This is a genomic window from Streptomyces sp. NPDC000404, from assembly GCF_040300365.1.
In the GTDB taxonomy this organism is placed as follows: Bacteria; Actinomycetota; Actinomycetes; order Streptomycetales; family Streptomycetaceae; genus Streptomyces; species Streptomyces ramulosus.
The window spans coordinates 295898-308078 of record NZ_JBEPDN010000001.1; the positions used below are offsets into that span (position 1 = coordinate 295898).

The 12181-nt window shown below is 75.6% G+C and carries 12 protein-coding genes and 1 riboswitch; of the genes, 6 read left to right on the forward strand and 6 right to left on the reverse strand.

Going from position 1 to position 12181, the window contains the following annotated elements; translation table 11 throughout:
• Positions 1 to 17 precede the first annotated feature (17 nt).
• Positions 18 to 1514 carry a phytoene desaturase family protein gene (locus tag ABT345_RS01295; protein WP_345083273.1) on the forward strand — a complete coding sequence of 499 codons (1497 nt, stop codon included), beginning with the start codon at positions 18 to 20 and terminating at the stop codon, positions 1512 to 1514.
• Between the two features lie 177 nt (positions 1515 to 1691).
• Here the strand turns inward: ABT345_RS01295 and ABT345_RS01300 are convergent, their stop codons facing one another.
• The 6 genes from ABT345_RS01300 to ABT345_RS01325 all read right to left on the reverse strand — a co-directional run bounded on the left by ABT345_RS01300 (position 1692) and on the right by ABT345_RS01325 (position 6952).
• Positions 1692 to 2129 carry a nuclear transport factor 2 family protein gene (locus tag ABT345_RS01300; protein ID WP_345085039.1) on the reverse strand — a complete coding sequence of 146 codons (438 nt, stop codon included), beginning with the start codon at positions 2127 to 2129 and terminating at the stop codon, positions 1692 to 1694.
• Between the two features lie 185 nt (positions 2130 to 2314).
• Entirely contained in the window at positions 2315 to 3310 is a 996-nt protein-coding gene (locus ABT345_RS01305; RefSeq protein ID WP_345083275.1) for a hypothetical protein, read from the reverse strand.
• Positions 3311 to 3345: 35 nt separating this feature from the next.
• The gene (metF, locus tag ABT345_RS01310) at positions 3346 to 4263 is read right to left on the reverse strand and encodes a methylenetetrahydrofolate reductase [NAD(P)H] (RefSeq protein WP_345083277.1); all 918 of its coding nucleotides are present in this window, start codon (positions 4261 to 4263) and stop codon (positions 3346 to 3348) included.
• Positions 4264 to 4431: 168 nt separating this feature from the next.
• Positions 4432 to 5097 (reverse strand): thiamine phosphate synthase, encoded by a 666-nt coding sequence (thiE, locus tag ABT345_RS01315; protein WP_345083279.1) that lies wholly within the window; start codon positions 5095 to 5097, stop codon positions 4432 to 4434.
• 115 nt (positions 5098 to 5212) lie between these two features.
• Positions 5213 to 5578 (reverse strand): Rv2175c family DNA-binding protein, encoded by a 366-nt coding sequence (locus ABT345_RS01320; protein WP_345083281.1) that lies wholly within the window; start codon positions 5576 to 5578, stop codon positions 5213 to 5215.
• A 132-nt stretch (positions 5579 to 5710) separates the two neighbouring features.
• A complete protein-coding gene (locus tag ABT345_RS01325) occupies positions 5711 to 6952 on the reverse strand; it encodes an NAD(P)/FAD-dependent oxidoreductase (protein WP_345083283.1) in 1242 nt (413 codons plus the stop codon).
• 153 nt (positions 6953 to 7105) lie between these two features.
• Positions 7106 to 7217: riboswitch (TPP riboswitch) on the forward strand.
• Here ABT345_RS01325 and thiO point away from each other — a divergent pair.
• The 5 genes from thiO to ABT345_RS01350 all read left to right on the forward strand — a co-directional run bounded on the left by thiO (position 7215) and on the right by ABT345_RS01350 (position 12156).
• Entirely contained in the window at positions 7215 to 8447 is a 1233-nt protein-coding gene (gene thiO, locus ABT345_RS01330) for a glycine oxidase ThiO (RefSeq protein WP_345083285.1), read from the forward strand. (Overlaps the previous riboswitch by 3 nt.)
• A complete protein-coding gene (thiS, locus tag ABT345_RS01335) occupies positions 8444 to 8701 on the forward strand; it encodes a sulfur carrier protein ThiS (RefSeq protein ID WP_345083287.1) in 258 nt (85 codons plus the stop codon). Before thiO ends, thiS begins: the two co-directional genes overlap by 4 nt.
• A 3-nt stretch (positions 8702 to 8704) precedes the next feature.
• Positions 8705 to 9499, forward strand: a complete 795-nt coding sequence (locus tag ABT345_RS01340; protein ID WP_345083289.1) for a thiazole synthase — start codon at positions 8705 to 8707, stop codon at positions 9497 to 9499.
• Between the two features lie 127 nt (positions 9500 to 9626).
• Entirely contained in the window at positions 9627 to 11597 is a 1971-nt protein-coding gene (pknB, locus tag ABT345_RS01345) for a Stk1 family PASTA domain-containing Ser/Thr kinase (protein ID WP_345083291.1), read from the forward strand.
• 100 nt (positions 11598 to 11697) lie between these two features.
• On the forward strand, positions 11698 to 12156 hold the full coding sequence (locus tag ABT345_RS01350; protein ID WP_345083293.1) for a MarR family winged helix-turn-helix transcriptional regulator: 459 nt from the start codon (positions 11698 to 11700) through the stop codon (positions 12154 to 12156).
• Positions 12157 to 12181: the final 25 nt, after the last annotated feature.

Here is a 12181-nt window from a genome sequence, read left to right on the forward strand (position 1 = left end):
CGGATACAGTCGCGGACATGGCACGGATTGCGGTGATCGGGGCGGGCGCGGGCGCGATGGCGGCCGCCGCGCGGCTGGCCGTCGCGGGCCACCGGGTGGTGGTGTGCGAGCAGGCGGCGACGTACGGCGGGGCGCTGGGGCGCTTTGCGCGCGAGGGGTTCGGGTTCGACACCGGGCCCGCGCTGCTGCACCTCCCCGCGGTCTACCGCGATCTGTTCATCAAGACCGGCCGGGAGCCGCTGGAGAGCGCGCTGACGCTCACCCAGGTCGATCCCGCGAGCCGTCATGTCTTCCCCGACGGCACGGCGGTCTCACTGCCGAACGCCTCGCGCGGCGGCGTTCTCGCGGCGCTGGACGGTGCGCTGGGCGCGGGCGCCGGGGAGCGCTGGAGCGATTTCCTGGGCCGCGCCCGCGACGCCTGGGACGCCACCCGCAGACCGCTCCTGGAGGAGCCGCTGTGGGCGGACTGGCAGGTGCTGGGGCGCGATCCGTATCCGGCGGTGCGCCGCCGCGGCCTGTTCGGCCGCGGCAAGGGTCCGACGACCGCGACGCTCGCCGAGGTCGCCCGCCGTGAGCTGTCCGATCCGCGGCTGATCGCACTGCTGGAGAGCCATGCCACGGCGTACGGCTTCGATCCGCGCGCCGTCCCGGCGAGCGCGGCGGTGCTGCCGTACATGGAGCAGACGTTCGGCACCTGGTATCCGGCCGGTGGCATGCGGGCGCTGGCGGACGCGCTGCACGCGCGGTGCGTGGCGCGCGGCGTGGAGTTCCGGTTCGGGGCGCCGGTCGAGCGGATCGTGGTGGCGGACGGCCGGGCGGCGGGTGTCGTCACGGCCGGCGGCGAGGTGACGGAGGCGGAGCACGTGGTCGCCGGGGTCACCCCGCAGGCGCTGGCGGCGCTGGTGCCCGGCGGCGCGCCCTGGGAGGCGTCGGACGCCCCGGCCGGTCCGCCGCCGGGTGCGGTGCCCGCCCGGATGACGGTGGCGCTGGCGCTGCGTGGCGCCCGGCCCGGCGATGCCGCACACCGCACGGTGGTGCACACCGACGACCGCGCGGCGGAGTTGGCCGCGGTCTTCGGCGGCGGCGCCCCGGCGGCGCCGACGGTGACGGTGCTGCGGCCGGACGATCCGGCCACCCGCCCCGATGACGCCCATGAGGCGGTGACGCTGACGGCGACGGTCGCGGCGCCCGGTCCCGGCGGACTCTCCGCGGACGAGGCCGAGGCGCTGGCCGCGCGGATGACGGAGCGCGCCGAGGCCGTGGTGGAGGGGCTGCGGGAGCGGCTGCTGTGGCAGGAGGTGCTGCCGCCCGCCGCGGAGGCGCTGCTGCCCGGTCCCGCGCTGGCCGGTGGCGGCGGCCGGTTCCTGCGGCCCGCCAACCGCACCCGGATACCCGGGCTGTACGCCGTCGGCGGCTGGTCGCACCCGGGTGGGGGCCTGGCGCACGCCGGGATGTCCGGGGCGATCGTCGCCGGGCTGATCGTCAACGGCGACGACTGGCAGGGCTCGACCTGAGAACGCCCGCCCCGCCCGTAGCAGGCGTGCCCGGTGGGCGACTTCACGGGGACGCCCCTGGGACGCCGGGCTCGTCGTCCCCCCGGCGGCGAAGGCGCGGGCCGCGGCCCAGGACCGGCGGCTGCGGCAGCTTCCGGCCCGGGATGAAGGCCCACGGCCCCTGCCCTCGCAGGGGGCTCAGCGGGCGTGGGATGCGTCGTCCGCCGCGAACGCCGCGGCCACGGCGAGGCTGTCCTCGTAGACGTGATGCCGGGTGACCAGGCCCTGTGCGACGGTGAGGTGCAGGGCGAACCGTGCGCGGTAGGAGCGGCCCGTGGGGCGGGCGGTCTGGCGGATCTCGCCGAGCACGACCGCGTCGGCGCCGTCCACCAGGATGCGCTCGATCTCGGTGGCCGCCTGCCCGGGCGCATGGCCTTGCATCAGTTCACGGTAGTGGGCGGCGGCGCCGGCGCGGGTGGTGCGGTGGCGGATCCACGGGGTCGCGGCGCGGCCGTGTTCCCCCTCGGGCCAGTCCAGCTTCCAGTCGATGCGCTCGGCGTACAGCTCGGCGATGCGCTCCGGGTCGCCCTCGCCGATACGGCGCAGCAGCTCCTCCACCACGGCGCGAGTGGTCATGGGCACGGCCGGTCCCCCTCTGTCCGGAACCCGCGCCCTGCCGGCGCGGGAGATGATCACTTTGTACCAGCGCCGGGGTCCCGTGGCGCCCGCTTTCCGAGGAGCGCCGGCCGCCGCACGCAAGAGGCCCCGGACCGTGCGGTCCGGGGCCATGTCCCTGCGTGGCGGGCGCATCTGACGTGGCGTCAGTAGCGGTACTGCTGCTCCTCGTGGCCGTGGTGCGGCGACGGCGGATACGGCGGCTCGCCGGGCGGGCGGACGCCGTCGCGCTGCTGCGGCACCCAGACCCCGCCGGGCGGGGTGTCGCCGTAGTCCTGGAGCGAGGCGCCGTACGCCGATCCGTAGGGCTGCTGGGCGTACGGGTCCACCGGTGCGTAGGGGTCGTGCGGCGGGTACGGCTGGGCGGCCGTGCCCGGGTCGGTGCCGTACGGGGCGTAGGAGCCGAAGGGATCGGCGTACGCGTCGTGGGTGCCGGGGGCGTAACCGCCGCCGTGGCCATAGGGATCGGGGGCCGCCGGCTGGTGGCCGAAGGACGCGGCGTAGGCGTCGGAGCCGTGCGCGGCGGGGCGGGCGTCGGGGCTGTAGACGCCGTACTGGCCGGTCTCGTCGGGGAGCGGCTGCGGGGCGTGGACGGTGTCCTGGGCGTAGCCGTCCTGACCGCCGAAGACCGGGGCGGTGCCGTGGCCGTCGGCGCTCCAGCCGCCGTCGGGGTCCGGCTGCGGGGCCACGGCGTAGCCGTCGTGGGGCGGGTAGCCGTCCGGGGCGGGGGGCGCGGCGTCGTACGGGCCGGGGGCGTCGGCGGTGTCCGTGGGGGCCGGGGCGTCCGGGGCGCCGGCGGGAGCGGTCGTCTCCTCGATGCCGGAGACGTGCAGGGCGGGCCGGCGGCCGCCGGACCTGGCCCGGCGGCGCCGGTTGTTCTCCGGCGGCGCCTTCCGCAGCGACCAGCCGGTGGTGAAGCCGCGGCGGAAGGAGAGCGTCACGAAGGTCTGTCCGGTGGCGAACGCGGCGGCGCCGAGCGCGATGACGATCACCGACGGGATGAGCACGCCCGCCACCACGCCGAGGAACCCGGTGAAGGCCAGCAGCCGCCACCGGAGCCGGGCCTTGTGCTGGAGGAGGACCTCGCCCAGGAGCCACAGCGCGACGCAACCGAATGCGATGTAGAGGACCGCCCAGCCCATGTACGCCCCTCTTCCGCCGCGCTGCGGCACCGTGATCAGGGCTGCTGGTGCAGCCCCAGATTCTCGTAGATTTCCAGGGTCGCCGTGGAGTGGTTCAGGGTGATGAAGTGCAACCCGGGCACGTCCTCGGCCCTCAAGCGCGCGCACAGTTCCGTGGCGTACTCGATGCCAATGGAGCGTACAGCGGACGGGTCGTCCTTGACGGCCAGGATGCGGTCCGCGAGCTCAGGTGGGAACGCGGCGTTGCTCAGTTGGGCGAAACGCTCGATCTGCCGGACGTTCGTGACGGGCATGATCTCGGGGATGATCGGCGTCGTGCACCCGGCGGCGGCGACACGGTCGCGCAGCCGGAGGTAGTCCTCGGCGTAGAAGAACATCTGGGTGATGGCGAAGTCGGCGCCGGCGCGGCACTTGTCGACGAAGTGCGCGACGTCGGTGTCCCAGTCCGTGGAGCGCGGGTGCATCTCGGGGAAGGCGGCGACGCCGACGCAGAAGTCGCCGGACTCCTTGATGAGACGGACGAGTTCGGCGGCGTAGGTGATGCCTTGCGGATGGCGGACCCAGTCGCCCATCGGGTCGCCGGGCGGGTCGCCGCGGAGCGCGAGCATGTTGCGGATGCCCGCGTCGGCGTACTGGCCGATGATGTTGCGCAGATCGGCCACGGAGTGGTTGACGGCGGTGAGGTGGGCGACCGGCGTGAGGGTGGTGTCGGTGGCGATCCGCTCGGTGGCGCGGACGGTGCCCTCACGGGAGGTGCCGCCGGCGCCGTAGGTCACGGAGACGAAGGTCGGGGCGACGGCTTCGATGCGGCGGATGGCGTTCCACAGCGTCCGCTCGCCCTTCTCGGTCTTCGGCGCGGCGAACTCGAACGAGTACGACTGTTTGCCGGAAGCAAGCAGCTCACGGACGGTGTGTGCGCGATCAGTCCTGGTGGAAGCGGTACCTAGGGCCATACGGGAAGGTTATCCACCCGTGGGTCGGGCACCAACCGACTCCTGTGGAATGCCGGAATAGGGCCGGTTCCCGTCCACGGAGTGGGACGGGAGGCCGGACATCGCCGGTCGGCGGGCGCGGGCCCCGTGCGCGGGCCCGGCGCCCTGCGGATCAGGAACCGGGCCGGATCAGACGTCCCGTTCGCGCACCCGCGCGGCGAGCGCGGCGGCCGCGGCAGCGGGGTCGTCCGCCTCGGTGAGGGCGCGGACGACGACGATCCGGCGGGCGCCGGCGTCGAGCACCGCGTCGAGATTGCCGGCGTCGATGCCGCCGATGGCGAACCAGGGGCGCTCGGGGGCCCGGGCGGCGGTGTGGCGGACGAGGCCCAGGCCCGGGGCGTGGCGGCCCGGCTTGGTGGGCGTGGGCCAGCACGGGCCGGTGCAGAAGTAGTCCACGCCCGGCTCGGCGAGGGCGGCGTCGGCCTCCGCCTCGGCGTGCGTGGAGCGGCCTATGAGGACGTCCGGGCCGAGGAGCGCGCGGGCGGCGGGCACCGGGAGGTCGCCCTGGCCGAGGTGGAGCACATCGGCTCCGGCGGCGTGGGCGACATCGGCGCGGTCGTTGACGGCGAGGAGCGTGCCGTGGCGGCGGCAGGCGTCCGCGACGGTCTCCAGATGGCGCAGCTCCTCGGCCGCCTCCATGCCCTTGTCGCGCAGCTGGACGATGTCCACCCCGGAGGAGAGCACCGCGTCGAGGAACTGCGGCAGGTCGCCCTGGCGGGTGCGGGCGTCGGTGCAGAGGTAGAGCCGGGCGTCGGCGAGGGCGGCGGCGCGGGCGGCGTGGGTCCGGGTCGTCATCGGGTGCTCCCCCAAGGCGGTGGCGTACGGCCGGGCGGTCCGGCCGTACGCCACTTCGGTAGCGGTTACGGATGCGGGTGGTGCGGGCGGGCCGGGGTGCGGCCCGCCCCGGGCGTCACACGGCGAGCGCCTGCGCCCGGCGCTTCACCTCCGTGCCGCGGTTCTCCCGCAGGGCCTGCGCGGGGGTGCCGGGCAGGGTGTCGTCCGCGGTGAAGAGCCACTCCAGCATCTCTTCGTCGGCGAAGCCGTCGTCCCGCAGGAGGGTCAGGGTGCCGACGAGGCCCTTGACGACCTTGCCGTCCTTGATGAAATCGGCCGGCACGTGCAGTGCCCTGTTCTCGCCGCGGCGCACCGCGATCAGCTGGCCCTCCTTGACCAGCTGCCGGACGCGCGTCACCTCGACGCCGAACTCTTCGGCGATGTCGGGGAGGGTGAGCCAGGCGGGGACGAGTCCATCGATGTTTGCGTCAATCTCGGTCACAGGACAAGCGTGCCACCTCGCACTGACAGTCGGTAGCCGGGCATCGCCGGGAGAGGGCCGCGCGGGGGCGCCGGAGCCCCGGCGCGCGGTCCCCGCTGGGCGCCTGGGCCGTCCCCCGGCGCCCCGTTCGGCTCAGCGCGCCGCGGACTTGAGCGGGACGGACGCGTCGGCCGCCCGCACCCGGTCCAGGGCGGCGCCGCGCTCGATGAGGCGGCGGCCCTGGGCCAGGTCGCGGGGCCTGCCGACCGCCAGCAGCGCCACCAGGACGCCGTCGCGCAGCCAGATGACGGACCAGGCGGCGCCGTCCGGGTCGCCGCGCCAGACCAGTTCGTCGGCGCCGCCGTGGTCGCCCGCGTACTGGACGAAGCGGCCGAACTGCTCCGACCAGAAGTACGGGACCGGGTCGTAGACGGCGGCCTCCGCGGGGTCGCCGGCGATGTTCCGGGCGACGGTGCGGGGGCCCTGGAGGGCGTTGTCCCAGTGGTGGATGAGGAGCCTGCGGCCGTAGCGGGCGGAGGGGAAGGAGGCGCAGTCGCCGACGGCGTGGACGTCCGGGGCGGAGGTGCGCAGCCGGTCGTCGGCGAGGACCGAGCCGTCCTCGGGCGAGAGCGCGATGCCGGAGCCGGCCAGCCAGCCGGTGGCGGGGCGGGCGCCGATGCCGACGAGGACGGCGTCGGCGGGCAGTGCGGTGCCGTCGTCGAGCACCACGCCGCGCTCCTCGACGGCGGCGACGCGCGCGCCGGTGCGCAGTTCGGCGCCGGCCGCGGCGTACCAGGGCGTCATGTGGGCGGCGACCTCGGCGGGCAGCGCCCCGGCCAGCGGGCGGTCGGCGGCCTCGACGACGGTGACGGCGCAGCCCGCCTCCCGGGCGGCGGTGGCGAACTCGGCGCCGATCCAGCCCGCGCCGACCACGACGATGTCGCTCCGCCCGGCGAGGACGGGCCGCAGCCGCTGCGCGTCGTCCAGGGTGCGCAGCAGGTGCACGCCGGGGTGCCCCTCGGTGCCGGGCAGCCGCAGGGGTTCCGCCCCGGTGGCGAGGACGGCGTGGTCGTAGCGGACCGGGCCGCGCACGGTGTCCAGCAGGTGTTCCTCCGGGCGGATGCCGGTCACCGGATGGTCCAGTTCCAGCTCGATGCCGAGGGAGCGGAAGTCGACGTCGAAGGCGGCGCCGTCGGCCTTGCCCAGCAGGACCGCCTTGGACAGCGGCGGCCGGTCGTAGGGCGGGTGCGGTTCGTCGCCGAAGAGGGTGATCGCGCCGCGCCAGCCGGTCTCGCGCAGCGCGACGGCGGTCTGCACGCCCGCCATTCCCGCACCGGCGATCACCACGCGCGGCGTGTGGTCAGGGGCCTGGGAGGACTTCCTCTGCTCGCTCACCCGGTCACTCTAGGACGGCGCGCGAAGCGGTCCGCAGCACCGCGCAAGGAGATCTCTGACACAGCGTTACGGACCGCCCGCCGCTCCCCGGGACGGTCCGTCCGCTCCCCGGCCGCCGCCTTACGGGCGCCGGGAGGCGGGTACTAGGGTGAGGCGGACACTCGCGGGAGCCCGGCGTACCGGGCTGAGAGGGAGGCTGACCGGCCTCCGACCGTACGAACCTGATCCGGGTCATGCCGGCGAAGGGAGGGGCTGGACGCCCATGCCTCCATCTGCCACACCACCGAGCCCGACGGCTCCGTCGCCGCACCCCGATGTGCTGGTGATCGGCGGCGGCCTCATGGGGCTGGTCACCGCCTGGCGGGCCGCGCGGCGCGGGCTGCGCGTCGCGCTGGCCGATCCGGAGCCGGGCGGCGGCGCGGGCCACGTCGCGGCCGGGATGCTCGCCGCCGTCACCGAACTGCACTACGGCGAGGAGACGCTGCTCGGCCTCAACCTCGCCTCCGCCCGCCGCTACCCGGAGTTCGTCGCGGAGCTGGAGGAGGCGAGCGGCCTGGACGCCGGCTACCGCGCCTGCGGCACCCTGGCCGTGGCACTGGACGCCGACGACCGCGCCCACCTGCGCGAACTCCACGCCCTCCAGGTGCGGTGCGGGCTGGAGTCGGTCTGGCTGCCGGGGCGTGAGTGCCGGCGCCTGGAGCCGATGCTCGCGCCGGGCGTGCGCGGGGGCCTGCGGGTCGACGGCGACCACCAGACCGATCCGCGGCGGCTGACCGCGGCGCTGCTGGTGGCCTGCGAGCGGGCCGGGGTGGCCTTCCACCGCACCCGCGCCGCCCGGCTGACGGTCGCCGCCGGGCGCGCCACCGGCGCCGAGCTGGCCGACGGCACCCGGATTTCGGCGGGCGCCACCGTGCTGGCCGCGGGCAGCCTCAGCGGGCGGCTGGCGGGCGTGCCGGACGAGGTGCGGCCGCCGGTGCGCCCGGTGAAGGGCCAGGTGCTGCGGCTGCGGCTGCCGCGCATGCCCCAGGGGAGCCCCGCGTTCCTGTCGCGCACCGTACGGGCCGTGGTGCGCGGGGGGCCGCTCTATCTGGTGCCGCGGGAGAACGGCGAACTGGTCGTCGGCGCCACCACGGAGGAGCTGGGCTGGGACACCACCGTCACCGCGGGCGGCGTCTACGAGCTGCTGCGGGACGCGCACGAGCTGGTGCCGGGCCTGACGGAGCTGCCGCTGGTGGAGACCTGCGCGGGGCTGCGGCCCGCCTCGCCGGACAACGCGCCGCTGCTCGGCCCGACGGCGCTGCCCGGTCTGCTGCTGGCCACCGGGCACTTCCGCAACGGCGTGCTGCTGACGCCGATCACCGGTGACGCGCTGGCCGAGGCGCTCACCACGGGGCGGCTGCCCGAGGAGGCCCGCCCGTTCTCCCCCGCCCGCTTCGCCCCGGGGGCCGGTGCGCCGGCCGCCCCGGGACGCGTCCTCCAGGAGCAGCAGGCATGACCATTCCCCCCTCCCCCACCCCGTCCACGCCGTCCGCTCCGGCCGTCGCCCCGGTCACGATCACGGTCAACGGCGACGCCCGGGAGATCCCCGGCGGTCTGACCCTGGACCGCCTGGTGGCGACGTTGTCCGCCGCCCCGTCCGGAATCGCGGCGGCGGTCAACGAGACCGTCGTCCCGCGCTCCCGGTGGACGGCCACCACGCTCGGCGCCGGCGACCGCGTCGAGGTGCTGACCGCGGTCCAGGGGGGCTGAGCGATGGCCGACGATCTCCTCGCCCTGGGCGGCCGGGACTTCACCTCCCGGCTGATCATGGGCACCGGGGGCGCGCCCAGCCTGGACGTCCTGGAGCGGGCGCTGCTGGCCTCGGGCACCGAGCTGACGACGGTCGCGATGCGGCGCCTGGACCCGACCGTCCAGGGGTCGGTCCTCTCCGTCCTCGACCGGCACGGCATCCGGGTGCTGCCGAACACCGCGGGCTGCTTCACGGCGGGCGAGGCGGTGCTCACCGCCCGGCTCGCCCGGGAGGCGCTGGGCACCGACTGGGTCAAGCTGGAGGTGGTCGCCGACGAGCGGACCCTGCTGCCCGACCCGGTGGAGCTGCTGGACGCGGCGGAGACCCTGGTGGACGACGGTTTCACGGTGCTGCCCTACACCAACGACGACCCGGTGCTGGCCCGGAAGCTGGAGGACGCGGGCTGCGCCGCGATCATGCCGCTGGGCTCGCCGATCGGCTCCGGTCTGGGCATCCGCAACCCGCACAACTTCCAGTTGATCACCGAGCGCGCCGGGGTCCCGGTGATCCTCGACGCGGGCGCCGGGACCGCCTCGGACGCGGCGCTCGCGATGGAGCTGGGGTGCGCGGCGGTGATGCTGGCGTCGGCGGTGACCCGCGCCCAGGAGCCGGAGCTGATGGCGCGGTCGATGCGGTACGCGGTCGACGCGGGGCGGCTGGCGTTCCGCGCCGGGCGCATCCCGCGGCGCCACTTCGCGCTGGCCTCGTCGCCCGCGGACGGGCGCGCGGAGCTGGATCCGGAGCGCCCGGCGTTCTGACCTGCCCGGGGCGGCGGGCCGCCGCCCGCCGCCCCGGGGACGGCCACGGTCACCGTTCGGCTGCAGTGCGCCCGTACGGCGGCCGGAGGGGCGGCGGTGTCGGTGGCTCCTCGTAGACTCGTCTGCCGTGGATACGACCCTTCAGGACCCCCTGGTCGGGCAGTTGCTCGACGGCCGGTACCGCGTCGAGGCGCGCATCGCCGCCGGTGGCATGGCGACGGTCTACCGCGCCCTGGACACCCGGCTCGACCGCGTGCTCGCCCTGAAGGTGATGCATCCGTCGCTGGCCGTGGACGGCGCGTTCGTGGACCGCTTCATCCGCGAGGCGAAGTCGGTCGCCAAGCTGTCGCACCCCAATGTGGTCGGCGTCTTCGATCAGGGCACGGACGGCACGTACGTCTATCTGGCGATGGAGTACGTCGCCGGGTGCACGCTGCGCGATGTGCTGCGGGAGCGGGGCGCGCTCCGCCCGCGGGCCGCGCTGGACGTGCTGGAGCCGATCCTCGCCGCGCTGGGCGCCGCCCACCGCGCGGGCCTGGTGCACCGCGACATGAAGCCGGAGAACGTCCTGATCGGCGACGACGGCCGGGTCAAGGTCGCCGACTTCGGTCTGGTGCGCACGGTCGGCGCGCACACCGACACCACCGGCGCGGTCCTGGGCACCGTCTCGTATCTCGCGCCCGAGCAGATCGAGGACGGCACCGCCGACGCCCGCGTCGACGTCTACGCCTGCGGCGTGGTGCTCTACGAGATGCTCACCGGCGCCAAACCGCACACCGGCGGCACGGCGGCCCAGGTGCTCTACCGGCATCTGCACGAGGACGTCGCGCCGCCGTCGGAGGCGGTGCCGGGCCTGGCCGCGCCGCTGGACGCGCTGGTCGCGCTGGCCACCGCCCGCGCCCCGCAGGGCCGCCCCGAGGACGCGGTGGCGCTGCTGTCCGCGGTGCGCGAGCGGCGGGAGGGGCTGACGGAAGCCGAGCTGGACGCGGTCCCGCCGCAGGCCAGGGAGATGCCCACGGGCGGCGACGGCACGGAGCGTACGAGCGTGCTGCCGCGGGCCGTGGTGCAGCCGCCGCTGCCCGGGTTCGCGGGCGTCGAGGCGGCGCACGGCGAGGAGGGGCTGAACCGCACCAGCCGCCTGGAGGTCCCGGCGTCCGAGCCGACCACCCGGCTGCGCCCGGCGCCGCCCGCGCGGCGCGGCCCGTTCGCCGATCCGCGGCGCCGGCTGGTGGCGATCGTCGCCGCGGTGCTGCTGGTCCTCGGCGGCGGCACGGGCATCTGGTACGTCACCGCCGGGCAGTTCACCGCCGTCCCCGCGGTGCTCGACATGACGCAGGCCAAGGCCGAGCGGTCGCTGCGGGGCGAGGGGCTGGGCGTGAAGGTGGTGCGCGACTACAGCCCCACCGTCCGGCGCGGCCATGTCATGGCCACGGACCCGGGCACCGGCGCGCGCATACGCGGCACCGGGACGGTCACCCTCACCGTCTCGCGCGGCCCGGAGATCGTCACCGTCCCGGATCTGTCCGGCACCCCGGTGGCGGACGCCCGCCGCGCGCTGCGCGAGCGCGGGCTGGTGCCCGGGGCGACGCGCCGCGAGTTCAGCGACGAGGTCGCCAAGGGCTCGGTGATCCGGACGGACCCGGCGGCGGGCAGCGAGCGGCACCCCGACACCGCGGTGGCGCTGACGGTGAGCCGGGGCGCGGCGCTGGACGTGCCGGACGTGACGGGCGAGGACCGCGACGACGCCGCCGAGACGCTGCGGGAGGAGGGCTTCGTGGTGAAGTTCGCCGAGCAGGCCGTCCACTCCCCCGAGGACAAGGGCACCGTCGCCCGGCAGTCCCCGGCCGGTGGGCAGCTCGGCAAGGGCGAGACGGTCACGCTGACGCTGTCGCTGGGCCCGGAGATGGTCACGGTGCCGAAGGTGACGGGGCAGAACGTCGACGACGCGAAGAAGCAGCTGAGCGACCTCGGATTCGCCGTGGAGGTCAAGAAGCCGTTCCTGTTCCCGCAGGACACCGTCGAGTCCCAGTCGGTCGACCCGGGCGAGCAGGCGCCCAAGGGCAGCACGATCACGATCAGGCTCAAGGGGGCGCTGTAGGGGCGGGCGTCCGACACCCCGAGCCCTTGACCTCAAGTCCGCTTGAGCTTCTACGGTCCTTTCCGTCGCACCTGTTTCGACGCCCGCGGAGGGAACCGTCATGGAGTACTCGCACACCGACGCCGAGCTGATCCGGCAGCCCATCGGCTACTGGAGCTGGGCCGCCTACGACGCCGTCGTCACCCGCATCCGGGGCGCCCTCGCGGAGCTGGGCACCACCCAGCCGCAGTGGTGGGTCCTGGCGCAGGTCGCCGGGGCCGAGGAGGGCCGGATGCGGGACGAGGTGTCCCGGCTGCTGCGGAACTACCTCGCCACGGGCGACGCGGCGATGGCGGAGCAGATCGACACGACCGTCGCCCGCGGCTGGATCGCCGAGGACGCCGGCGGGCGGCTGACCCTCACCCCGGAGGGCCGGGCCTTCCACGCCCAGGCCGCGGCGCTCCAGGAGGAGCTGTGGGCGGAGCGGCACGCCGGCATCTCGGACGAGGAGTACCGCACCACCCTCAAGGTCCTGCAGCGCTTCATCCACAACACGGGCGGCCGGGCCTGGCACCACTGACCGCCGGTGCCGGGCGCGCCCCGGG

What these genes read in the sequence shown, in the direction of transcription:
- ABT345_RS01295 (WP_345083273.1), top strand. Translation starts at nt 18, where the DNA reads ATGGCACGGATTGCGGTGATCGGGGCGGGCGCGGGCGCGATGGCGGCC.
- ABT345_RS01300 (WP_345085039.1), bottom strand. Translation starts at nt 2,129, where the DNA reads ATGACCACTCGCGCCGTGGTGGAGGAGCTGCTGCGCCGTATCGGCGAG.
- ABT345_RS01305 (WP_345083275.1), bottom strand. Translation starts at nt 3,310, where the DNA reads ATGGGCTGGGCGGTCCTCTACATCGCATTCGGTTGCGTCGCGCTGTGG.
- metF (WP_345083277.1), bottom strand. Translation starts at nt 4,263, where the DNA reads ATGGCCCTAGGTACCGCTTCCACCAGGACTGATCGCGCACACACCGTC.
- thiE (WP_345083279.1), bottom strand. Translation starts at nt 5,097, where the DNA reads ATGACGACCCGGACCCACGCCGCCCGCGCCGCCGCCCTCGCCGACGCC.
- thiO (WP_345083285.1), top strand. Translation starts at nt 7,215, where the DNA reads ATGCCTCCATCTGCCACACCACCGAGCCCGACGGCTCCGTCGCCGCAC.
- thiS (WP_345083287.1), top strand. Translation starts at nt 8,444, where the DNA reads ATGACCATTCCCCCCTCCCCCACCCCGTCCACGCCGTCCGCTCCGGCC.
- ABT345_RS01340 (WP_345083289.1), top strand. Translation starts at nt 8,705, where the DNA reads ATGGCCGACGATCTCCTCGCCCTGGGCGGCCGGGACTTCACCTCCCGG.
- ABT345_RS01350 (WP_345083293.1), top strand. Translation starts at nt 11,698, where the DNA reads ATGGAGTACTCGCACACCGACGCCGAGCTGATCCGGCAGCCCATCGGC.